The 20,534-nt window shown below is 74.0% G+C and carries 22 protein-coding genes; 8 read left to right on the top strand and 14 right to left on the bottom strand.

Annotated elements, in window-relative coordinates; all coding sequences use genetic code 11:
* Positions 1-87: 87 nt before the first annotated feature.
* From mshC to ACSNOA_RS18050, 4 genes are all read right to left on the bottom strand, one after another.
* Entirely contained in the window at positions 88-1,326 is a 1,239-nt protein-coding gene (mshC, locus tag ACSNOA_RS18035) for a cysteine--1-D-myo-inosityl 2-amino-2-deoxy-alpha-D-glucopyranoside ligase (RefSeq protein ID WP_436659791.1), read from the bottom strand.
* 122 nt (positions 1,327-1,448) lie between these two features.
* The gene (locus tag ACSNOA_RS18040; RefSeq protein WP_436659793.1) at positions 1,449-2,267 is read right to left on the bottom strand and encodes an SCO1664 family protein; all 819 of its coding nucleotides are present in this window, start codon (positions 2,265-2,267) and stop codon (positions 1,449-1,451) included.
* Positions 2,264-2,836: a DUF3090 domain-containing protein gene (locus ACSNOA_RS18045; RefSeq protein WP_436659795.1), complete on the bottom strand. Its 573-nt coding sequence runs from the start codon at positions 2,834-2,836 to the stop codon at positions 2,264-2,266. Before ACSNOA_RS18045 ends, ACSNOA_RS18040 begins: the two co-directional genes overlap by 4 nt.
* Before the next feature lie 107 nt (positions 2,837-2,943).
* Positions 2,944-3,657 (bottom strand): MSMEG_4193 family putative phosphomutase, encoded by a 714-nt coding sequence (locus ACSNOA_RS18050; protein ID WP_436659797.1) that lies wholly within the window; start codon positions 3,655-3,657, stop codon positions 2,944-2,946.
* 1,510 nt (positions 3,658-5,167) lie between these two features.
* Between ACSNOA_RS18050 and ACSNOA_RS18055 the strand changes: the two genes are divergently transcribed.
* Entirely contained in the window at positions 5,168-5,764 is a 597-nt protein-coding gene (locus ACSNOA_RS18055) for a hypothetical protein (RefSeq protein ID WP_436662360.1), read from the top strand.
* A 76-nt stretch (positions 5,765-5,840) separates the two neighbouring features.
* Here the strand turns inward: ACSNOA_RS18055 and ACSNOA_RS18060 are convergent, their stop codons facing one another.
* A complete protein-coding gene (locus ACSNOA_RS18060) occupies positions 5,841-6,677 on the bottom strand; it encodes an undecaprenyl-diphosphate phosphatase (RefSeq protein ID WP_436659799.1) in 837 nt (278 codons plus the stop codon).
* Positions 6,674-7,726 (bottom strand): LLM class F420-dependent oxidoreductase, encoded by a 1,053-nt coding sequence (locus tag ACSNOA_RS18065; protein WP_436659801.1) that lies wholly within the window; start codon positions 7,724-7,726, stop codon positions 6,674-6,676. Before ACSNOA_RS18065 ends, ACSNOA_RS18060 begins: the two co-directional genes overlap by 4 nt.
* A 191-nt stretch (positions 7,727-7,917) precedes the next feature.
* Here ACSNOA_RS18065 and ACSNOA_RS18070 point away from each other — a divergent pair, with 191 nt between their 5' ends.
* On the top strand, positions 7,918-8,889 hold the full coding sequence (locus ACSNOA_RS18070) for an aldo/keto reductase (protein WP_436659803.1): 972 nt from the start codon (positions 7,918-7,920) through the stop codon (positions 8,887-8,889).
* 116 nt (positions 8,890-9,005) lie between these two features.
* On the opposite strand, the gene ACSNOA_RS18075 is transcribed toward ACSNOA_RS18070, so the two are convergent.
* From ACSNOA_RS18075 to ACSNOA_RS18085, 3 genes are read right to left on the bottom strand one after another with little or no spacing between them, the layout of a single operon-like run.
* Entirely contained in the window at positions 9,006-9,911 is a 906-nt protein-coding gene (locus ACSNOA_RS18075; protein WP_436659805.1) for a hypothetical protein, read from the bottom strand.
* Positions 9,912-9,931: 20 nt separating this feature from the next.
* Complete coding sequence (locus ACSNOA_RS18080; RefSeq protein ID WP_436659807.1) at positions 9,932-10,993, bottom strand: WXG100 family type VII secretion target; 1,062 nt, start codon at positions 10,991-10,993, stop codon at positions 9,932-9,934.
* Positions 10,990-11,322: a hypothetical protein gene (locus ACSNOA_RS18085; protein ID WP_436659809.1), complete on the bottom strand. Its 333-nt coding sequence runs from the start codon at positions 11,320-11,322 to the stop codon at positions 10,990-10,992. Before ACSNOA_RS18085 ends, ACSNOA_RS18080 begins: the two co-directional genes overlap by 4 nt.
* A 95-nt stretch (positions 11,323-11,417) precedes the next feature.
* On the opposite strand from ACSNOA_RS18085, the gene ACSNOA_RS18090 reads away from it, so the two are divergent.
* From ACSNOA_RS18090 to ACSNOA_RS18100, 3 genes are all read left to right on the top strand, one after another.
* Positions 11,418-11,837, top strand: a complete 420-nt coding sequence (locus tag ACSNOA_RS18090; RefSeq protein WP_436659811.1) for a YbaB/EbfC family nucleoid-associated protein — start codon at positions 11,418-11,420, stop codon at positions 11,835-11,837.
* Positions 11,834-12,706 carry an SseB family protein gene (locus ACSNOA_RS18095; RefSeq protein ID WP_436659813.1) on the top strand — a complete coding sequence of 291 codons (873 nt, stop codon included), beginning with the start codon at positions 11,834-11,836 and terminating at the stop codon, positions 12,704-12,706. Before ACSNOA_RS18090 ends, ACSNOA_RS18095 begins: the two co-directional genes overlap by 4 nt.
* Positions 12,707-12,796: 90 nt before the next feature.
* A complete protein-coding gene (locus ACSNOA_RS18100) occupies positions 12,797-12,988 on the top strand; it encodes a DUF5703 family protein (RefSeq protein ID WP_436659815.1) in 192 nt (63 codons plus the stop codon).
* Between the two features lie 80 nt (positions 12,989-13,068).
* On the opposite strand, the gene ACSNOA_RS18105 is transcribed toward ACSNOA_RS18100, so the two are convergent.
* Both ACSNOA_RS18105 and ACSNOA_RS18110 read right to left on the bottom strand, forming a co-directional pair.
* Complete coding sequence (locus ACSNOA_RS18105) at positions 13,069-13,725, bottom strand: hypothetical protein (protein ID WP_436659817.1); 657 nt, start codon at positions 13,723-13,725, stop codon at positions 13,069-13,071.
* 57 nt (positions 13,726-13,782) lie between these two features.
* On the bottom strand, positions 13,783-15,111 hold the full coding sequence (locus ACSNOA_RS18110; RefSeq protein ID WP_436659819.1) for a M20/M25/M40 family metallo-hydrolase: 1,329 nt from the start codon (positions 15,109-15,111) through the stop codon (positions 13,783-13,785).
* A gap of 135 nt (positions 15,112-15,246) precedes the next feature.
* On the opposite strand from ACSNOA_RS18110, the gene ACSNOA_RS18115 reads away from it, so the two are divergent.
* The 3 genes from ACSNOA_RS18115 to ACSNOA_RS18125 all read left to right on the top strand — a co-directional run bounded on the left by ACSNOA_RS18115 (position 15,247) and on the right by ACSNOA_RS18125 (position 17,234).
* Entirely contained in the window at positions 15,247-15,846 is a 600-nt protein-coding gene (locus ACSNOA_RS18115; protein WP_436659821.1) for a hemerythrin domain-containing protein, read from the top strand.
* Between the two features lie 97 nt (positions 15,847-15,943).
* Positions 15,944-16,951 carry a LysR family transcriptional regulator gene (locus ACSNOA_RS18120; protein ID WP_436659823.1) on the top strand — a complete coding sequence of 336 codons (1,008 nt, stop codon included), beginning with the start codon at positions 15,944-15,946 and terminating at the stop codon, positions 16,949-16,951.
* A 19-nt stretch (positions 16,952-16,970) separates the two neighbouring features.
* The gene (locus ACSNOA_RS18125) at positions 16,971-17,234 is read left to right on the top strand and encodes a hypothetical protein (RefSeq protein WP_436659825.1); all 264 of its coding nucleotides are present in this window, start codon (positions 16,971-16,973) and stop codon (positions 17,232-17,234) included.
* A gap of 81 nt (positions 17,235-17,315) precedes the next feature.
* Here ACSNOA_RS18125 and ACSNOA_RS18130 read toward each other — a convergent pair whose 3' ends face one another.
* From ACSNOA_RS18130 to ACSNOA_RS18140, 3 genes are read right to left on the bottom strand one after another with little or no spacing between them, the layout of a single operon-like run.
* Positions 17,316-17,666 carry a DUF3140 domain-containing protein gene (locus tag ACSNOA_RS18130; RefSeq protein WP_436659827.1) on the bottom strand — a complete coding sequence of 117 codons (351 nt, stop codon included), beginning with the start codon at positions 17,664-17,666 and terminating at the stop codon, positions 17,316-17,318.
* Positions 17,666-17,929, bottom strand: a complete 264-nt coding sequence (locus ACSNOA_RS18135; RefSeq protein WP_436659829.1) for a hypothetical protein — start codon at positions 17,927-17,929, stop codon at positions 17,666-17,668. Before ACSNOA_RS18135 ends, ACSNOA_RS18130 begins: the two co-directional genes overlap by 1 nt.
* Positions 17,926-20,481: an ATP-dependent Clp protease ATP-binding subunit gene (locus ACSNOA_RS18140; protein ID WP_436659831.1), complete on the bottom strand. Its 2,556-nt coding sequence runs from the start codon at positions 20,479-20,481 to the stop codon at positions 17,926-17,928. Before ACSNOA_RS18140 ends, ACSNOA_RS18135 begins: the two co-directional genes overlap by 4 nt.
* Between the last annotated feature and the right edge of the window lie 53 nt (positions 20,482-20,534).

The raw sequence follows: 20,534 nt of genomic DNA on the forward strand, positions 1-20,534 counted from the left end.
TGTCCCGACGTGCCGGATGCCGCCACATCGGCGAGACGGAGTCGATCAAGCGTCGTGGAGCGGTCGCCGGGTGGCGGGTGGTGGGTGTTAGAGGCGGATGCCGAGGAGGGCGTCGACGGTGTCCGCGAACAGCGCCGGAGCCGCCGCGTCGTCCCCCGCGCCCGCCAGGGCCTGCTCGGCCCAGGCGTCGGCCACCGCCAGCGCACCGGGGCTGTCCAGGTCGTCGGCGAGCCGTGCGCGTACGCCCGCCAGCAGCTCGGCCCCCGACGGCCCCGCGGGCGCGGCGGCGGCCTGCCGCCAGCGGGCCAGTCGCTCCTGCGCGGTGGCCAACAGCTCGTCGGTCCACGTCCGGTCGCTGCGGTAGTGGCCCGACAGCAGCGCCAGGCGGATCGCCATGGGGTCGACCCGGTCGGCGCGAAGGCGCGAGACGAAGACGAGGTTGCCCCGCGACTTGGACATCTTCTCGCCGTCCAGGCCGATCATGCCGGCGTGCACGTAGTGGTCGGCGAACGGCGCCTCACCGGTCAACCGCTCGGCGTGCGCCGCCGACGCCTCGTGGTGCGGGAACAGCAGGTCGTTGCCGCCGCCCTGCACGTCGATCCGGTCGCCCAGCAGGTTGAGGGCGATCACCGCGCACTCGATGTGCCAGCCCGGGCGGCCCGCGCCCAGCTCGCCACCGGGCCAGGACGGCTCGCCCTCGCGGGCGCCCCGCCACAGCAGCGGGTCGAGCGGGTCACGCTTGCCCGCCCGGTCCGGGTCGCCGCCCCGCTCCGGGAAGATCTCGAGCATCTGCTCGCGGCTCAGGTTCGACTCGTACCCGAACCGGGGCGCCGCCGCGATGTCGAAGTACACGTCGCCGGTGCCGTCGTCGAGGCGGTACGCGGCACCGTCCTTCAGCAGGACCTGGACCTTCTCCGCGATGTCCGGAATCGACTCGACGGCACCCACGTAGTGCTCCGGCGGGATGATCCGCAGCGCCTCCATGTCCTCCCGGAACAGCGCCGTCTCCCGCATGGCGAGGACCACCCAGTCCTCACCGTCGCGCGCCGCGCGCTCCAGCAGCGGGTCGTCGATGTCGGTGACGTTCTGCACGTACCGCACGGGCCGCCCGGCGTCCCGCCACACCCGCTGCACCAGGTCGAACGTGATCATGGTGGCGGCGTGACCGAGGTGTGTGGCGTCGTACGGGGTGATGCCGCAGACGTACATCCGCGCCGCGTCCGACGGATCGCTCGGGTACACACCCCGCCGCGCCGAGTCGTACAACGCCAGCGGACCGCCCCTGCCCGGCAGCCGCGGCACCTCGTGTCCCGCCCACGGTTCCATGCCCGCCAGCCTAACCAGCCGGCCGACACCGGGAGGGCACGCCCGCGGGTGATCAACATGACAGCGCGGGTACGCCCGGCGTCCGTCCGGGCCGTGCGGCTGTCGGTCTGGTCCGCCGGCCGTCAGACCGGCGGCCAGGGAACGGCCGGCCAGTCCTCGGGGGGCAGCGGGAATCGGCCGCTGTCGCGCAGCCGGTCGATGCGGGCGGCCACCTCGGCCACCTCGCTGATCGTCAGGTGCTCGGCCAACTCCTCGCCGAGCGGCCCGGCCACCTGGCCGGCGAGCGCGTCGAGCATCTGCACGGCGTCCGGTGGCAGCTGCCGCCCGGCCCAACCCCACAGCACCGTCCGCAGCTTCTCCTCCACGTGGAAGCTCACGCCGTGGTCCACGCCGTAGATCCGGTCGTCCGGGCCCACCAGCACGTGCCCGCCCTTGCGGTCCGCGTTGTTGATCACCGCGTCGAGCACCACGAGGCGGGCCAGCCGCGGGTCGTCGGCGTGCGCCAGGGCGTACGGGGTGCCGTCGTCGTCCCGGGCCGCCGCGATCGCGAACCAGCGGGGCGGCACGGCCTCGTCCGGCACGAACCCGACGAGCGGCTCCGCGTCGGCCGGCTCGTCGATCCAGAGCTGGCAGGAGCCCGGGCCGAACGGGCCGTCACGCAGCACGGTCGGCGGCACCAGATCCCAGCCGGTGGCACGGGAGACCAGGTAGGCGGAGACCTCCCGGCCGGCCAGAGTGCCGTCCGGGAAGTCCCAGAGGGGACGCTCGCCGCGCACCGGCTTGTAGACGCAGTGGGCGCTGACCCCGTCGAGGGTCAGCACGCCGCGCAGCGTGGCGTTCGACGCGTCGACGAGGCGTCCCTCGAGGGTGAGCTCGCCGTCGCGCAGCAACCGGAGCGCCGCGCTGCCGTCCTGTCGGGGCTGGGTGTTGGACGACGTCACCGGTGGTAACCGTTGTGCCGCGGGCAGAGGTGCCCGGCGGGATCCAGCGGCTGGCCGCAGAGGGGGCAGGGCGGACGCCCGGCGTTGACCACCCGCCGCGCCCGCTCGATGAACTCGCGGGTCGCCTGCGGGGTCAGCCGGACCCGCAGCCGGTCGAGGTCGTCGTCCGGCTCCTCGTCGTCCTCGTCGTCCTCGGGGCCGCCCAGCTCGACCTCGGCCTCCGTCTCGCCGGCCGCGATCGCCTCGATCACCACGGTCGCGGTGTCGACGTCGAAGGCCAACCCCAGGGTGCCGACCCGGAACTCCTCGTCGACCGGCGTGTCCAGCGGGTCGTTGTCGCCGACGGCGGCCGGCGGCTCGGGCAGATCCACCCCGAACCGGCGGTGCGCCTCGGTGAGCAGCTCCTCGAGCTTCTCGGCGAGCAGGGACACCTGCACCTTCTCCAGCGCGACGCTGACCAGCCGGCCGCCGCCGCGAGCCTGGAGGAAGAACGTCCGCTCCCCCGGCGGCCCGACGGTCCCGGCGACGAACCGCTCCGGCGGCTCGAAGGCGTGCACCTGGTGGGTCATACCCACGACCCTATCCGGCGTGCCACGGCACCGCGCACCCCACCGACCCGAATCGTCGCGTCCGGCCCTTCCTGGCGATCGGCGTCACATCCGTCCCCCGTCACCGTTCACGCGGACGCGCCGGCGCCGCCGCCCACGGCCGCGTCCGAGTCGGTACGCCGCGGCGCCCGCCGGCGCCGCTTCTTCGCGGGCGGCACCAGGGCCGCCAGGTCGCCACCGGTGTCGTTGAGGCGCACCAGGAACGGCCGCAACGGCGTGTAGCGGATCGCCGTCACCGAGGCCGGGTCGGCTACGATCCGCTGGAACAGATCCAGATGTACGCCCAGCGCGTCCGCCACGATGGCCTTGATCACATCGCCGTGGCTGCACGCCAGCCAGACCGCCTCCGGCCCGTGCTCGGCGGTCACCCGGGCGTCCCACGAGCGCACCGCCGCCACGGCCCGCGCCGCCATCGCGGCCATCGCCTCCCCCTCGGGAAAGACCGCCGCGCTCGGGTGCTGCTGCACCACGGGCCAGAGCGGGTCCTTGGCGAGCTTCTTGAGCGGCTGCCCCTCCCAGGCGCCGTACCCGCACTCGATGAGCCCCTCCTCGACCACCGGGGACGCGTCCGGCAGCGCCAACTCCAGGGTCTGCCGGCAGCGGATCAACGGGCTGGTCACGACGGCCGCGAGGGGTACGGCGCGCAGCCGCTCCCCGACGGCGGTGGCCTGCGCCCGGCCGGTCTCGTCCAGCTCGACCGGTTGCCGGCCGGCCAGGCCACCGTCGGCGTTCGCGGTCGTCCGGCCGTGTCGCAGAAGCAGAAGGGTCGCCACGGTGACCACCCTAGAACCTGCCCCGCGACCGGCGCCGCGCCCAGGGCTGCGCCACGAGCGCCGCGCCGTCGGTGGACGGCGCGCCGTCGGCGGGCTGGCGGCGTGCCCGGCGGCGTGCCGGCGGCGTGCCGGCGGGCCGGGGCGCGTGCCGGCGGACCGGCGGGCGTGCCGGCGGACCGGCGGGCGTGCCGGCGGACCGGCGGGCGTGCCGGCGGACCGGCGGGCGTGCCGGCGGACCGGCGGCGAACCGGCGGGCCGGCGGCGAACCGGCGGGCCGTCGGCAGCCACCGCGCCCCGTCGAGGCGCTCGCCGTCCGCCGAGCGTGCCGCGTGGCCCGCCGTGGCTCGCCGTCTTGATCGACTCCGTTGCGGCGATACGGCGGTATCCCGATGCGTCGGATACCGCCAGATCGGCGAACTGGAGTCGATCTGGCGGGTGCCGACCGGAGTGCCGGCGCGGGTTGGCGTTGATCGACTCGGGTTCCTTGATGTCGCGGTGTCTGGCCCTGGCCGACACCGCGACTTCCAGGAAGTCGAGTGGATCATGCCGGGGCAGGCACGAACCGGTGGCATGAATGTCCGGTTCGCCGCTTTCAGGTCGGGACGGGCGCATGATTGCGCGGGCGCGTGGTTGCGCGGGGCGCCATGGTTGCGCGGGCGCCACGGTTGCGCGGGCGCCACGGTTGCGCGGGCGCCACGGTTGCGCGGGCGCCATGCTTGCGCGGGCGCCATGCTTGCGCGGGCGCGTGGTTGCCCGGGCGCATGCTCGCGCGGTGACGCGCAGAAGCCAACGCGGTGAGGCGTAGAGCCGTAGACGGCAGGCCGCGGTTCGACGGCTGGGTTGAATGTCCGGTTCGCGCGGTGTCGGGACGGCTGCCGGGGCGTTTGCCGGGTTCACGAGGTCGAGGGCGGGCCGGGTGCGGGTCGACGATGAGCGGGACGTCACGCCTCGAACGCAGGGCCGACGGATCTTCGAGGCCGTCTCCGGATCCTCACCACCGCGAGATGTGTGCCTGGATGTCCGGTTCAGTCTTCGGCCGGACGTGTCATCCGGCCCGTGTTGACCGGTTTGACGGTGTGACCGGTGGCATCGTGGGGCCGGAATCGTGGGCGGGCCGGGGGCGTTGACTATCCCCGACGGCCGAGGAAGCAGCCCGCAGACGCGGGCCGCCAGCCCCCGGAATGACGGCGGGCCGCCGGTCGTTACACACGGACCCGGCCCGAGCACACGCCCGCCGGAATGATGGCGGGCCGCGGGTCGTTACACACGGACCCGGCCGAGCGTAGGCCCCCGGAATGATGGCGGGCCGCCGGTCGTTGGACATGGACCCGGCGCGGTGGAGCACCCCCGCCCATCCGCGCCGTTCCCCCGGGCGTTAGCCACCCCCCAAGGGCACGCCCGCACAGACTTTCTGTTTCACGAAAGGGCGCCTCTGTTGGTGCTCGCACCCACGCAAACAGCCGCCCCCGAGGCGTGTGGGTGTCTCACCCCCAAAGGAGCTTTCCTCATGAACACGATCATGAAGAACACGATGCTGCGTAAGAGTGTGCTGGGTATCGCTGGTCTGGCGTTCACCACCGGTGTCGCCGCCGGCCCCATCGCCGCCCACGCCGCGACCCCGAGTCACGACATGAAGCCCGTCGCCGTGGTGCAGGCCGACAAGCCGGCCGTGGACAAGGCCAAGCTGATCCCGCACGGCACCCAGGGCGCGCAGTCGCACATCGCCCTGGACGACGAGCAGACCAACAACGCCAAGGCCATCATCGCGGCGACGAAGAAGTCCGGCCTCGACGAGCGGGCCGCGGTCATCTCCATCGCCACGAGCCTGCAGGAGTCGAAGCTGGAGAACCTGGGTCACCTGGGTGACGCCAACGACCACGACTCGCTGGGCCTGTTCCAACAGCGCCCGAGCTCGGGTTGGGGCACGCCGGAGCAGATCACCGACCCCGAGTACTCCACCATGGCCTTCCAGAAGGGCCTCAAGCAGATCGACGGCTGGCACGACATGCCGCTGACCCAGGCCGCGCAGACGGTACAGGTCTCCGCCTACCCCGACGCGTACGCCCAGTGGGAACAGCAGGCCGCCGACCTGGTCGCCCAGTACTGGAACAGCTGACAACCACACAAGCACGCAACGACCGCTGGCCGGCACCCCGAACGGGGTGCCGGCCAGCGGCATGTCCGGACCCGGGTCAGGTGGCGCTGAGTTGACCGGTCAGCAGCAGGGCGAGGACCAGGGTGCCGAGAGCCACCCGGTAGAGCACGAAGACGTACAGGGTGTGGTGGGCCACGTAGCGCAGCAGCCAGGCGATGGCCGCGTACCCGACGCCGAAGGCGATGATCGTGGCCACGATCAGCATGGCGACGGTCGGGGCGGCCGTGCCCGGCGCCGCGGGTTCGAAGACGTCCCCGAGGCTGAACACGCCGGACAGCACCACCGCCGGGATGGCCAGCAGGAACGAGTACCGCGCGGCCGTCTCCCGGGTCAGGTTGAGCAACAGGCCGGCGGTGAGGGTGCCGCCGGAGCGGGACACCCCCGGGACGAGCGCCATGGCCTGGGCGAAGCCCATCACGACGCCGTCGCGCATCCGGAAGTTCTCGAGGGTGCGGGTCTGCCGGCCCCAGTACTCGGCGAAGGCGAGCACGAAGGCGAAGACGATGAGCGTGGTCGCCACCAGCCAGAGGTTGCGCCCGGCGGTACGGATCTGGTCCTTGAACAGGAAGCCGAAGATCCCGATGGGGATGGTGCCGACGATGACGTACCAGCCCATCCGGTAGTCGAGGCTGGAGCGGACCGAGCGGTCCCACAGGCCGACGATCCAGGTACGCGCGATCCGCCAGATGTCCTTGGCGAAGTAGATGAGGACGGCCGCCTCGGTGCCCAGCTGTGTCACGGCGGTGAACGACGCGCCGGCGTCGCGCCCGAAGAAGAGCGCCGAGGTGATCCGCAGGTGCCCCGACGAGCTGATCGGCAGGAATTCCGTGAGCCCCTGGACGATGCCCAGGACGATGGCCTCGACCCAGGTCACTCGGCCACTCCGGCCAGCTCCAGCGCCTCGGCGACGGTGCGCAGCGTCTGCACGCCGCTGTCCCGGTCCGCCACGAACAGGTTCACCGACAGCGTGGTGACGCCCGCCGCGGCGTACTCCCGCATCCGCTCGGCGATGCGCTCCTTCGGGCCGAGCAGCGACGTCCGGTCGATGAACTCCAGCGGCACCGCGGCGGCCGCGTCGCGCTGCCGCTTGGCGAGGTACAGGTCCTGCACCTCGCGCGCCGCGTCGCCGTAGCCCATCCGGGTGGCCAGCTGGTTGTAGAAGTTCTGCTGCCGGCTGCCCATGCCGCCCACGTACAGCGCCGCGTACCAGCGGACCAGTTCGGCGCAGGCCGCCACGTCGTCGCCGACCACCACGGGGACCGACGGCACCACGTCGAAGCCGGCGAGGTCCTTGCCGACGCGGGCCCGGCCGGCGCGGACGGCGGCGAGCTGCTCCTCGGCGAACTCGGGGGCGTAGAAGACGGCGAGCCAGCCGTCCGCGATCTCCCCGGCCAGCTCCAGGTTCTTCGGGCCGACGGCGGCCAGGTAGATCGGGATGTGCTCGCGCGGGGGGTGGAAGCTGAGCCGCAGCGCCTTGCCGGGGCCGCCGGGCAGCGGCAGGGTGTAGTGCTCGCCGGCGTACGCGACCTCCTTACGGCCGACCGCCAGCTTGACGATGTCCACGAACTCGCGGGTGCGGGCCAGGGGCTTGGCGAAGCGTACGCCGTGCCAGCCCTCCGAGACCTGTGGGCCGGACACCCCCAGGCCCAGGCGGAACCGGCCGCCGGAGAGGGCGTCGATGGTGGCCGCGGTCATGGCGGTGGCGGCGGGTGTGCGCGCGGGGATCTGCATGACCGCGCTGCCCACGTCGATCCGTTCGGTCTGCCCGGCGATCCAGGCGAGCATGCTCGGCGAGTCGGAGCCGTACGCCTCCGCCGCCCACACCACCGAATAGCCGAGCCGGTCCGCCTCCTGGGCCAGGGCCAGGTGGTCGGCCGGCGTGCTCCACGCCGTCTGGTATCCGAGGCTGAGCCCGAGTCGCAATCGTCCTCCCCCATCCGCACCACAGGTCGCATCAGGTTACGCAATGCCGGCGGACGGCCCGACCACCGGCTCACCGCTTCGGCTCGCCGGGGCGGGATCCGGCGTTCCGCCGGCAGGAACACCGGCAGAACCCGGGAGACATGACGGGAGCGAGGATATCGGTTGCGGCGGGTTCGAAATAAGGTTCACCCATGCAACAGCGACCGCTCGGCCGAAGCGGGCTGGCGGTTTCGCGGCTCGCTCTCGGCACCATGACGTGGGGTAGGGACACCGACGCCGACGACGCGGCCGCCCAGCTGAAGAGTTACCTCGACGCGGGCGGCAACCTCATCGACACGGCCGACGTCTACGGCGACGGCGACGCCGAGTCGGTGATCGGGTCGTTGCTGGGCGCCCTGGTCCCCCGCGACGAGCTGCTGATCGCCACGAAGGCGGGGCTGCGGCCGGGCAACGGCCGGCGCCGCGACAACTCCCGGGGGCACCTGCTGCGTACGCTCGACGCGTCGCTGCGCCGCCTCGGCACCGACCACGTGGACCTGTTCCAGGTGCACGGCTACGACCCGGACACGCCCCTGGAGGAGACCCTCGCGGCGCTCGACCACGCGGTGGCCAGCGGACGGGTGCGGTACGTCGGGGTGTCGAACTTCTCCGGCTGGCAGACGGCTCGGGCGGCGGCCTGGCAGACGGCGTGGCCGGGGCGGGCCCCGGTGGTGGCCGCGCAGGTCGAGTACTCCCTGCTGGAGCGTGGCGTGGAGCGGGAGGTGCTGCCGGCCTGCGACGCGCTGGGCCTGGGCGTGCTGCCCTGGTCGCCGCTGGGCCGGGGTGTGCTCACCGGCAAGTACCGGCACGGCCGCCCGGCCGACTCGCGGGCCGCGTCGCCGCACTTCGAGCGTTTCGTCGCCACCTACCTGGAGCCACGCTGCTCCAGCATCGTCGAGGCGGTGGCCACCGCGGCCGGCGGGCTGGGGGTCTCGCCTCTGGAGGTGGCGCTGGCGTGGGTCCGGGACCGGCCCGGGGTGACCGCGCCGATCCTCGGCGCCCGCACGGTCGGCCAGTTGCTCGGCGCGCTGCAGGTGGAGCGGATGACGCTGCCCGAGGAGATCACCACGGCGCTGGACGACGTGTCGGCGGTGCCCGTCGGCTACCCCGAACGCGACAGCTGACCGACCGGGCCCGACCGGCGTCCCCGGCGGCAGGCGCCGCCGGCAGCCGCTGGCGGGCAGCCGGCGGCCGGCAGGCGGCAGCGCGTGGCCGGCGGATTCGCGCGACGGCCGCCCGGTCAGGGGGTGGGCCGCTTGCCGGGGATCTCGCGGACCGCGGCGAGGAAGCGGGACTGGTCGTCGCGGGTGGCCGGGTTGACGATCCGGATCCACGACCCGTCGTCGAAGGCGATGGTGGACGGGAAGTGCACGAGCCGGGCGCCGTGCTCCGAGTCGATGCGGGTGACCCGGCGGCGCTCGACGCTCCACAACACGCGCGGTTGGCGCCGGTCGGGACGCCCCTCGTCGGGGCGGCGCCCCATCCGCAGCAAATGCAGATGAGTGTCGGTGACCGCGAGCGGGGTGCCCGTGTAGCGGTCGAGGAAGAGCAGCAGGCTGCCAGCGAGGCTGGCGAGGTCGCCGCTGAAGACGTACCGGCGCCGGTAGGCGATCTCGGCGAGCTGGTCGGCGAGCGGCCGGTAACGGCTGAGGCGGAACAGCGCCCGGAACGCCTCCTGCTCCTCGGTGAGCGGAAGCGGCTCCCGCTGGGTCGGCTGGTGCGGTGGGCCCGTCTCCGGCGCCTCCTCCTCTGGCACGCCGGCCGCCACGGCGGCGGCCTTGCCGGGCAGCAGCAGCACGCCGGCGGCCAGCCGCACCGGAGTCATCACCGCGTCCACCCAGACCACCGGGTTGACGATGTTCAGCAGCCCGAACAGCGCGCGCGGGTCGAGCGCGTCGGCCAGCTCGTCGCCCATCCGGTCGGCGAGCTGGCTGCCGGCGCGGTGGGTCTCGGGGGTGCGGACCGGGGCGAGCCCCACGTAACGGAGCTCCTGGCCGGCGACCAGCGGCGCCACGAGGGCCCGCTCCGGCTCGTCGCTGGTGCGGAACTCGTCGCGCAGCTCGCGGGCCTTGTCGCGGGCGGCCCGCGCGCCGCCGAGCACCGCGTCGGCGAGCCGACCGAGCCGACCCCGATCCCCTGACGTCACGTGCTGCCTCCTCGACCGGCCTAGCGACCCGCCGGCTGGTCGGCGGGCGGCTGCCCGAAGACATTCTGGTCGATCCAGTCGGCGCCGTCCTGCACCGCCTGGTCGACACGGTCGCTCACCTGGTCGGCCCCGGGCACGGAGAGGCCGCTCACCAGGGCCACGGAACCCCAGGTGACGCCGTGCACGACACTGTTGGGCACGTTCCACGGCAGGTTGGTGGCCCAGTCCCGGCCGATCACCCGGGCGCCCTCGCTGAGGCCGTGTTCGCGGAGGGCCTTCACGCGATCGAGGTTGCTCATGTCGAACGGCGAGCCCGACTTGCCCAGCTTGTAGGTGCCCTTCACCGGGTCGGTGACCTTGTGGTACCACTTGTCGGCCTTGCCGGCGGCGCGCCGCTTGTTGACGGACTTCATGCCCTTGCGCAGCGCCTTCTGCTTGTCGACCAGCTTGTCCAGGTGGCTGCGCAGCTTGCGCAGGTAGACGAGCACGCGCTGGAGCAGCCTGATGACCTTCTGCAGGTGGGTGGCCAGCGGCTTGATGACCTTGAGCGCCCGGGTCACCGTGATCATGCCGCGGGTCACCGAGACGGCCATGCCGGTCGCCCACGACGCCCCGGCCGTGAACGGCGCCATGACCAGGGCGGTCACCAGTGTGACCAGCAGCCAGTTCACGAACTCGACGCACAGGTCGACGAGCACGTCGTGGACGATCTGCAGGGCCTCGGCGACGCCCCGCAGGTACTCCGCGGTCGCCGCGAACTGCTCGGCGAGGTCGAGCAGTTGCTGCTCGACCTCGGCCAGCCGCTCGCCGTACGCGTCGCCGGAGGGCGCCCGCCATCCGGGCTGCGCGGCCTCCCGGGTGCTGCGGTGTCCCTGCGCCAGCTCCCGCACCTGGGCGGCCAGCGCGTCCCACTCGGTGGCCTTCGCCTGCAGCGCGGCGGGCTCACCGTCGACCATGTCGACGAGCTGGATGAGCGGCCAGGCCAGCGTGCGGCAGACGCTGTCGACCGCGTCCTCCACGCCGGAGAGGGCGTTGTCGAGGCCGTTCCACAGCTGGACGGCGCTGCCGGCGGGACCGCTCACCGGGGCATCCCCGACTGGATGGCCTTGAACCCGGCGTCGATCTCCTGCTCGTTGCGCTCGTACGCGGCCACGGTGTCGCCGAGCGCACCGGCGACCCGGTCGAACGCGGCGTTGGCGGCGCGGAACAGGTCCATGCCGTCGGTGACCTGCTCGGCGTACTTGTCGCGCAGCATGTCGCTCGCGAACGGCAGGTGGCCGAAGGCGTCCGACGGCACGTCGCCCGCCGAGGCGATCCGCCCCTCCAGGGCGGCCAGCGAGCCGGCCACCTGTCTCGCTGCGGTCTCCAGTCGACGGACCGCTTGCACGTCGACCTCGATGTCCGGCGGCATGCCCGTTCCTCCCCCGTGTGTCCGGCGCACCGACGATACGATTTCCCGGCCACCGGGCACCACCCCGGTGCGACCGTCCACGGGGGAGGATCCACATGACTGACCCGTCGTCCGCGTTCGACGCGCTGGCCGGCCGGATCGCCGACATCGAGCGCCGGTTCTCCGGCCTCCGCGACGACCTGGCCGAGCTGTCCGGCACCGCGACCGACGAGTCCGGTCTGGTCACGGCGACCGTCGACGCCGCCGGCGTGCTCACCGGCCTCACCCTCGCCCCGGCCGCGCTGCGCCTCGGCACCGAGGGGGTCGCGGAGGTGGTGCTCGAGGCGTACGGGCGGGCCCGGGCGGCCGCCACCACGCAGATGGAGGAACGGACCGAGGGGCTCGACGCGACGCTCGGCGCGGGGCTGACCGACCTGTTCGGGAAGCCGGGCGACTTCTCGGCGATGCGCCGGCTGGAGGAGACCGTGGAGCGGCTCGGACGGCTGGGCGGCCGCCTGCCGGACACGCCGGCATGACGCCGCCGAGCTGGCCGGACATCGTCGCGCGTCTGCGCGACACGCTCGCCCGCTGCGACCGGGACACCGACCTGGAGCTGTCGGCCGGCCCCCGCGGGCTGCGCCTGCTCGTCCGCCGCGACGTGGTCCGGGCGCTGTGTCCCGCGTACGACGAGGCCCGGCTGGCGGCGCTCGGCTGGCGCCGGTCGACCGGCGGGGCCGCCTGGTGGTACGAGACGCCCCGCACGCCGGAGCAGCTCGACCGGCTCAGCCTGTTCGTCGCCCGTACCGCCGCCGAGGTGCTGACCGGCGACCCGGCGGCACTCTCCTGCCGGCCCGTGCCCCCGGCACCCGACGCCGCCGCACCAGCCGCCGGCCCCGCCGCCGTGCCGGCGGCCCGGACCGCGGCCGACGCGGGCGGCGCGACGGCGGCCCACGCCGCGGGCGGGGCGGACGGCGGCCCCGCGTCCGGCCGAAGCGCCGGCCCGGAGCCCGCGGCGGCCGCGTCGCGCACGACCGAGCCGGAGGTGACGGCCCGCCTCGTCGCGGCCGCCGAGCGCCGGGACCTGCCCGGATACCTCGGGCTGCTGGCCGGGGCCACGGTGTGCGTCCCGCTGGCCGGCGACCCGACGCCCGACGGCGACTTCCCCTGGACGGTGGTCGGCGACGCGACCGGGGCGAACCTGCTGCCGGTGTTCACCTCACCGGACGCCCTCACGGCGTTCGCCGGGGACGGGGTGCCGTTCGTGGCCATGCCCTGCGCCGAGCTGTTCGCCGACTGGCCGGACCCGTCGTGGGGGCTCGCCGTGGACCCGGGCAGCGCCCGGGCCGTCGCGCTGTCCGCGCCGGCGCTGGCCGGGCTGCTCGCGGCCAACTCCGTGGCGGAGTAACGCCCAGGACGGCACGAACCTCCCGGCAGCGGTCCCGGTCACGCCTGCAAGGGGTGGCAAACGGTCGCCGGGCTGGGCAGCATAGGGCCCATGGACTACGAATACGCGCCGCTGCGGTTGCCGCCGAACGTCGACCGGGTGACCGCCGCGGTGCAGCTGGCGATCCAGGCGGAGTTCTCCGGATGGGAGTTGGCCCGGGTACGGCTGTTCCGGGACGGGACGCGGCAGGTGATGCTGCGCCGTCGGCGGATCAACCAGCCGCAGCCGGGCCTGTCGTACTGACGGCGGCCCTCCGGCGGCCGCCGGAGCGACGCCCGCGCCCCGGGGCCCGTGCCGCACGGCAGGACCCCGGGGTGACGCGGCTAGTGGGCGTGGTCGTGCTCGTCGTCCAGCTCGAGGAACGGGTGCTCGTCGAGCCGGCCCACGAGCCGGTCGTCGGCGGCCGGCTGGAACGGGCCCACCGGGTCGTCGTCGTCGAACGACTCCAGGTCGACCGGGGTGCCGACCTCGCTGACCATCACCACCCCGTCGAGCGGCTCCAGCTCCGGGATGTCCAGTGCGCCGAGCGAGCCGTCGCCGCTCTGCAGCAGCTCCAGCACCGCCTCGCCGACGCCCTCGACGGGTGCCGGCTCGTCGTCCTCCGGGGTGCCCTCGCGGCGGGCGATCTCGGCGACCCGCATGAGCGCCGAGATGCTGGGCACCCGGTAGTCGCGGCGCTGGCGGACCGAGATGACCCGCGGGTGCGGGTCGGTCGCCTCGACGCCCTCCGCGCCGCCGCCGAAGCGCTCGTCGGCCTCGTCCGGGTCGATCGAGTCGACGTCCCAGGGGGTGACCTCGCCGAAGGCGTCCAGGAGTTGCTCGTCGTACGCGTAGGAGGCGTTGTTCAACGCCACGTACGCCTGCCAGACGTCGTCGTCGTCGATGCGGCCCTGCGCGGCGCGTACGGCGGCCAGGTGGCGACGGGCCGCGTCGATCACACGCTCGAGGGCGGCGTCCAGCTCACCGTGCTGGTCGGTCATGCGAGGTTGTCCCTTCGAGATGGGGAGTCCGCGTCGGGCGCAGGCACCGGACACGGGTTAGCAGGTGCGGAGGAACCGATCGAGAACCCGCACGCCGAACTGTAGTCCGTCCACCGGGACCCGCTCGTCGATGCCGTGGAACAGCGCGGAGAAGTTCAGGTCGGCCGGCAGCCGCAGCGGGGCGAACCCGAAGCAGCGGATGCCGAGCTGCGAGAACGCCTTCGCGTCGGTGCCGCCGGAGAGCATGTAGGGCACCGGGCGGGCGCCCGGGTCCTCGGCCCGCAGCGCGGCCGACATGGCCTCGACGAGGTCGCCGTCGAAGGTGGTCTCCAGGGCCGGCTGGCGCTGGATGTACTCGATGGCGATGTCGGGCCCCACCAGCTCGCGCAGCTGCGCTTCCAGCACCTCCGACTGGCCAGGCAGGCTGCGGCAGTCGATGGTGGCGGTGGCCCGGCCGGGGATGACGTTGTCCTTGTAGCCGGCGGCGAGCCGGGTCGGGTTGGCGGTGTTGCGGATCGTGGCGCCGATGATGTTGGCGATCGGGCCGAGCTTGGCGATCGCGGTCTCCGGGTCCTCCGGGTCGAGGGCGATGCCGAGCACGTCGGACACCTCCTCGAGGAAGGCCCGGACCGTCGGGGTGACGACCACCGGGAAGCGGTGCCGGCCGACCCGGGCGACCGCCTCGGCGAGGGCGGTGACAGCGTTGTCGTCGTGCACCATCGAGCCGTGCCCCGGGCGGCCCTTGGCGTGCAGGCGCAGCCAGTCGAGCCCCTTCTCGGCGGTCTCGATGAGATAGAGCCGCTGCGAGTCGTCGACCGAGTAGGAGAACCCGCCCACCTCGCCGATCGCCTCGGTGCAGCCGTCGAAGATGTCCCGGTGCCGCTGGGCCAGGAAGTGGGCGCCGTAGTCGCTGCCCGCCTCCTCGTCGGCGGTGTACGCGAGCACGATGTCGCGGGTCGGGCGTACGCCGGTGCGCTGCCAGTGCCGCACGACGGCGAGCACCATGGCGTCGAAGTCCTTCATGTCGATGGCGCCCCGGCCCCACAGGTAGCCGTCGCGGATCTCGCCGGAGAACGGGTGCACCGACCACTCGTCGGCGTCGGCCGGGACCACGTCGAGGTGGCCGTGCACCAGCAGCGCGCCGCGGCCGGGCTCGGTGCCGGCGATGCGGGCGACGACGTTGGCCCGGCCGGGCGCGGACTCGTGGATCTCGGCGGTGACGCCGACCTCGGCCAGCTTCTCGGCCACGTACTCGGCGGCGCGGCGCTCGCCCACGCTCGTGTCGTTGTCGCCGGTGTTGGTGGTGTCGATCCGCAGCAGGTCGCGGCACAGGTCGACGACCTCGTCGGTGGGGGCGGGTGGGGCGGAGGTGGCGTCGCTCGTCATCGCTTCTTCATACCAGCCGCGATGCCCCGGGAGGTCACCCCGGGCCGGAGCGCGGTTTCGCGGCGGGCCGGCCCGGGTACCGCCGCCCGCGACCGTACGTCCCGTCCGCACCGCCCGCCAGACGAGGAGGGCACCATGACCGTCCCCCTGCCGCCGCTGCCGCCCGCCCCCGAGGAGGGCTACCGGCCCGGCGGACGCAGCATCGCCGACATCGTCGACGAGGAGCACCGGCAACTGCTGGAGCTCGTGGCGCAGCTCACCGGGCCGGGCGCGACCCCGCGGGAGGGCGTGCCGGTGTTGACGGCCGCGCTGTCGCGGCACCTCTCCGCGGAGGAGCAGTACCTGCTGCCGGCCGTCCGGGCGGCGCTGCCCGCCGCGGCCGACCGGGTGGACCGGGAACTCGACGCGGACGCGTCCCTGCTGACGCTGCTCGCGGCGCTCACCGACGACGACCTCACCGAGGCCGCCGAGCGAGTCCGCCGCCACGTCGAGGGGGTGGGCGCGCTCGTCGCGGAGCTGCGCGGGGTGGCCAGCCCGGAGGAGCTGATCCGGCTCGGTAACCGGCTGGAGATCGCCGAGGAGGCGGCGCCCACACGGCCGCACCCGGGCACCCCGGCCACCCCGCCGTGGAACCGGATCGTCGAGCCGGCCCTGGGCGTCGTCGACAAGGTGCGCGACGTGGTGACCGGCCGGCCCACGTACCTCGCGGACCTGCCGGAGCCGCCGCGCGACTGACGCCGACGGCGGTGCCGGGCCCGGTCGACGGTCATCCATCATCGCCGATCCGTCCGGGCCCTTCCCCCAGGCCGGAGCGGGGTCATACCGTCACGGTATGAATCTGGAGCTGCGACACCTGCGGGTGGTGTGCGCGATCGCCGAGACGGGAAGCGTCACCAAGGCGGCCTCCACGCTCGGCCTGGCCCAGCCGGCCCTCACCGCCCAGCTCCAACGCATCGAACGGACGCTGGGCGGTCCCCTGTTCGAACGCGACCGGCGCGGCGCCCGACCCACGGCGCTGGGCGAGCTGGTGCTCGCCCGCGCCCGGGTGCTGCTGCCGGCCATGAAGGGCCTGCAGGACGAGGCGGCCCGCCTGGCCGGCGCGGCGGAGGCGCCCCGCCGGTACCGGTTCGGCGGGGTGAACAGCCCGATCCTCGGCCGGCTCGTGCACCGCCTGTCGGCCGAGCAGCCGCAGGCGCAGATCACGACGTACGCGTCCTGGTCGGTGGACGAGCTGGCCCAGCTCGTCGTGGGCGGCCGGCTCGACTTCGTGCTGACCGGCGTGTGCGGCGACTCCAACCCGTCGGCCGACCTCGGGCTGAGCTGGCGGGAGGTGGCGGTCGACCCGGTGATGGTGCTGCTGCCGGAGACGCACGCCCTCGCCGGGCGGGACGAGATCCGGCTGGTGGACCTGCGCCACGAGCAGTGGGTGGCGGCGCCGGGCGACGGCTGCTTCGGCGACTGCTTCGCGGCCGCCTGCGCCCGCGCCGGCTTCACCCCGCGCAAGGTCTACGAGGCGGACGTCCGCGCCTGCGTCGACCTGGTGGACGCGGGCGAGGCGGTGGCCCTGTGCCAGGCCACGTTCCGCCCGCCCGGAGGGCTCGTCACCCGTCGGCTGGCGGGGACGCCACTGCGCTGGCGGCTCATGTTCGGCTGGCACCCGGACTCGCCCGCCGCCCCGGCCGCGGAACTGGTGGTGGAGACGGCGCGGTCGGCGTACACCGACTCGCTGGCCCCGCACCCCGCGTACCTGGCCTGGCTGGTGCGCAACCCGGCCTTCGGCGTCCGCCGCTCGGCCCCGGCCGGGCCGGTCGCCGGCGCCGGCGGGGTGCGAACCGCCTAGCGACGGGTATCAGGCCGACATGACGGACCGTTCTTCCACCGGCGACGACTCCTCCACGGGCGACGACCGGGACCTGCTGCGCCGGGCCGCCGCGGCGCACACCGCGGCCGCCCAGGACGTCGAGGCCTTCCTGCGCCGGCTGCCCGAGGTGCCCGGGCCCGCGGAGATCACCGAGTATGCCAACCTGATCACCCGCGAGGAGCAGATGCGCGGCAACCGGGAGGCGGCCGCCGACGCGGCGGGCCTCACGATCTACAGCCTGGAATCGGACCAGGGCACCTGACCCGGGGCCACGCGCACCGCCGACCGGGGAGTCGCCGCCGGTCGTGACGACGACTCCCCGGTCGACGCGGGCGGCCCGCCGTCAGCGTTCGACGAGGACGTCGTGGCCGAGGTCCAGCAGGGAGTGCCGCCACTCGTCGTCGGCGTTCCCGCGCGGCGGCCGGGCGTCCACGAGGGACTGGATGCGGTCGATCGCCTCCCGCATCACCTCGATGTCCTCCGGCGTGAGGTCGACCTTCCGCTTCGTGAGCACCTGGAGGATCTGCCGGCCCGGTTCGGGCAGGCCGAGGTCCGGGTCCGCGCCGAAGGCCTCCTCGCCGGAGCCCCGGGTCAGCAGCCACTGGCGCAACTGCGCGGACGGGACGTTGACCTGGGCGTGGAAGTCCTCCCAGAGCACCTCCACCTCGGGATCGAGTCGCTGCTCGCGTGCCATCAGCCCTCCTCTCCGGGTGGCGGCCCGGACTCCTCCGGGTCCCCCTCGTCCTTCTTCCGGCTCGGCCCCTCCGGCGGCATCCGCACCCGTGCCGGGTTCGCCGTCGGGCGGGCCTGGATCCGCTCGGGATGCTCCGTCTCGTCGCGCGACGCCGCCGGCTCCCGCGACTGATCGGGCTCCCCGGACTCCGTCGGCTCCCGCGACCGCGCCGGCTCGGCGGACTCCTCCGGACCGTCCGGCCCGGACGTCTCCGCCCGACTCATCGCGGATGCGACGTCGTGGCGGCCGTGTAACCGCGCTCGCCGGATCCCACGTCGAACGCGAGCGCGCCGTCCCGGGCGTCCACCGTGACCCGCTGCCCAGGCGAGATGGCCGACTCCAGCAGCATCCGGGAGAGCTGGTTGTCCACCTCGCGCTGGATCACCCGGCGCAGCGGGCGGGCGCCGAACTCCGGCTGGTAGCCGTGCTCGGCCAGCCAGTCGATGCCGGCGGTCGTGAAGTCCACCTCGATGTCCTGGGCGTGCAGCCGCCGGCGGGTCTCCTCGAGCAGCAGCTCGGTGATCTGGCGCAGCTGCGCGGCCTCCAGCCGGCGGAAGATGATCACCTCGTCGATGCGGTTGAGGAACTCCGGCCGGAAGTTCTCCTGCAACCGCCGCATCAGCCGGTCCCGCAGCTCGTCGGCCTCCTGGCTGCTGCCCGGCTCACCGGCGCCGAAACCGACGGCCCGCTGGGTGCCGGTGATCAGCTCCGAGCCGAGGTTGCTCGTCATGATGAGGACGGTGTTCTTGAAGTTCACCGTCCGGCCCTGGCTGTCGGTGAGCCGGCCGTCGTCGAGCACCTGGAGCAGGATGTTGAACACGTCCGGGTGCGCCTTCTCGATCTCGTCGAGCAGCACCACCGCGTACGGGCGGCGGCGCACCGCCTCGGTGAGCTGCCCGGCCTCCTCGTAGCCCACGTAGCCGGGCGGCGCGCCGACCAGCCGGCTCACCGTGTGCCGCTCCTGGAACTCGCTCATGTCCACCCGGACCATCCGGTCCGACTCGCCGAAGAGCGCCTCGGCGAGCGCCCGGGCCAGTTCGGTCTTGCCGACGCCGGTCGGGCCGAGGAACAGGAAACTGCCCATCGGGCGGTCGGGGTCGGCCAGCCCGGTCCGGGACCGGCGGACCGCCTCGGCCACCGCGGTCACGGCGTCGTCCTGCCCCACCACGCGCTCGTGCAGGTGCCCCTCGAGGCGCAGCAGCCGGTCGCGTTCCTCCTCGGTGAGCTGGGCGACGGGGATGCCGGTGGCCCGGGAGACGACCTCGGCGATCTCCTGCGGGCCGACCTCCGGGACCTGCGAGGTGTTGCCGTCCTCGCCGTGCGCCCGGCGGATCTGGCCCTCCAGGTCCGCGATCCGGTCGCGCAGGGCCGACGCCCGCTCGTACTGCTCGTCGCTGACCGCCTGCTCCTTGTCCCGGCGTACGTCGTCGAGCTGCCGTTCCAGGTCCCGTACGTCCTCGGCCGGGGTCCGCGTCCGCAGCCGCACCCGGGCGCCGGCCTGGTCGATGAGGTCGATGGCCTTGTCCGGGAGGTACCGGTCGGTGACGTACCGGTCGGACAGCTCGGCCGCGGCCACCAGGGCCTCGTCGGTGAAGCGGACCTGGTGGTGCGCCTCGTACCGGTCCCGCAGGCCCCGCAGGATGGCCACCGTGTCGTCCACGCTCGGCTCCGGCACCAGCACCGGCTGGAACCGGCGGGCCAGCGCCGCGTCCTTCTCGATGCTCTTGCGGTACTCGTCCAGCGTGGTCGCGCCGATGACCCGCAGCTCGCCGCGGGCCAGCGCGGGCTTGAGCATGTTGCTGGCGTCCATGCCGCCCTCGCTGCCGGCGCCACCCGCGCCCACCAGGGTGTGGATCTCGTCCAGGAAGATGATCAGCTCCTCGCGGTGGGCGCGGATCTCGTCGATCACCTTCTTGAGCCGCTCCTCGAAGTCGCCCCGGTAGCGGGTGCCGGCGACCAGCCCGGCGAGGTCGAGCTGCACCACCCGCTTGCCGAGCAGGGTCTGCGGCACGTCCCCGTCGCAGATCCGCTCGGCCAGCCCCTCCACGATGGCGGTCTTGCCGACGCCCGCCTCGCCGATGAGCACGGGGTTGTTCTTCGTACGCCGGGACAGGATCTCCACGGCCTGTTCGATCTCGTCGGCCCGGCCGATGACCGGGTCGATCTGGTCGGCGCGGGCCAGGTCGGTGAGGTCCTGGCCGTACTGGTCGAGAGTGGGCGTCCCCCGGTCCGGCCGCGGGCCGGTCATCGGGCCCCGCTCGGCGTTGGCCGCCTGGAGCGACTCGGGCTGGATCCGCCCGGCGGCGAGCATCCGCCCGGCCGGCGACTCCGGGTTCAGCGGCAACGCCATGAGGATGTGCTCGGGACCGATGTAGTTGGCGCCCATCGCCCGCGAGAGCTGGTGGGCGTCGAGCAGGGCCCGCTTCGCGGCCGGGGTGAGCGACAGGTTGGGCGGCACCTCACCGCGCGGCGCGCCGTCGCCCCGCCCGCCCAGCGCGTTGAGCAGGGTGTCCGGGTCCGCGCCCGCCCGCCGGACCAGGTCGCGCAGCGGCTCGCGTTGCAGCGCGGCCCAGAGCAGGTGGTCGGTGTCGAGGTCGCTGCTCTGCTTCTGCGCGGCGCGCCGGGCCGCGTCGGCCAGCATCTCCCGCGCGTCGGCGGTCATGAGCCGGGTGATGTCGACCCGGTGCGGCGGCCGGCGCCCGCTCTCGCCCCGGCCGAAGTACCGGGCCAGGAACTCGTCCCACGGGTCGGTGCCGAAGTCGCCGGGTCCCATCATTCTGTCCTCCGCTGTCCGCGCGGCACGGTCGGCAGGGCCTACCCGACGGTCGC

The sequence above is a fragment of the Micromonospora sp. URMC 103 genome (genome assembly GCF_051386435.1).
Taxonomy (GTDB): Bacteria; Actinomycetota; Actinomycetes; order Mycobacteriales; family Micromonosporaceae; genus Micromonospora.

What these genes read in the sequence shown, in the direction of transcription:
- mshC (WP_436659791.1), bottom strand. Translation starts at nt 1,326, where the DNA reads ATGGAACCGTGGGCGGGACACGAGGTGCCGCGGCTGCCGGGCAGGGGC.
- ACSNOA_RS18045 (WP_436659795.1), bottom strand. Translation starts at nt 2,836, where the DNA reads ATGACCCACCAGGTGCACGCCTTCGAGCCGCCGGAGCGGTTCGTCGCC.
- ACSNOA_RS18055 (WP_436662360.1), top strand. Translation starts at nt 5,168, where the DNA reads ATGAAGAACACGATGCTGCGTAAGAGTGTGCTGGGTATCGCTGGTCTG.
- ACSNOA_RS18070 (WP_436659803.1), top strand. Translation starts at nt 7,918, where the DNA reads ATGCAACAGCGACCGCTCGGCCGAAGCGGGCTGGCGGTTTCGCGGCTC.
- ACSNOA_RS18085 (WP_436659809.1), bottom strand. Translation starts at nt 11,322, where the DNA reads ATGCCGCCGGACATCGAGGTCGACGTGCAAGCGGTCCGTCGACTGGAG.
- ACSNOA_RS18090 (WP_436659811.1), top strand. Translation starts at nt 11,418, where the DNA reads ATGACTGACCCGTCGTCCGCGTTCGACGCGCTGGCCGGCCGGATCGCC.
- ACSNOA_RS18095 (WP_436659813.1), top strand. Translation starts at nt 11,834, where the DNA reads ATGACGCCGCCGAGCTGGCCGGACATCGTCGCGCGTCTGCGCGACACG.
- ACSNOA_RS18100 (WP_436659815.1), top strand. Translation starts at nt 12,797, where the DNA reads ATGGACTACGAATACGCGCCGCTGCGGTTGCCGCCGAACGTCGACCGG.
- ACSNOA_RS18105 (WP_436659817.1), bottom strand. Translation starts at nt 13,725, where the DNA reads ATGACCGACCAGCACGGTGAGCTGGACGCCGCCCTCGAGCGTGTGATC.
- ACSNOA_RS18110 (WP_436659819.1), bottom strand. Translation starts at nt 15,111, where the DNA reads ATGACGAGCGACGCCACCTCCGCCCCACCCGCCCCCACCGACGAGGTC.
- ACSNOA_RS18115 (WP_436659821.1), top strand. Translation starts at nt 15,247, where the DNA reads ATGACCGTCCCCCTGCCGCCGCTGCCGCCCGCCCCCGAGGAGGGCTAC.
- ACSNOA_RS18120 (WP_436659823.1), top strand. Translation starts at nt 15,944, where the DNA reads ATGAATCTGGAGCTGCGACACCTGCGGGTGGTGTGCGCGATCGCCGAG.
- ACSNOA_RS18125 (WP_436659825.1), top strand. Translation starts at nt 16,971, where the DNA reads ATGACGGACCGTTCTTCCACCGGCGACGACTCCTCCACGGGCGACGAC.
- ACSNOA_RS18130 (WP_436659827.1), bottom strand. Translation starts at nt 17,666, where the DNA reads ATGGCACGCGAGCAGCGACTCGATCCCGAGGTGGAGGTGCTCTGGGAG.
- ACSNOA_RS18135 (WP_436659829.1), bottom strand. Translation starts at nt 17,929, where the DNA reads ATGAGTCGGGCGGAGACGTCCGGGCCGGACGGTCCGGAGGAGTCCGCC.
- ACSNOA_RS18140 (WP_436659831.1), bottom strand. Translation starts at nt 20,481, where the DNA reads ATGATGGGACCCGGCGACTTCGGCACCGACCCGTGGGACGAGTTCCTG.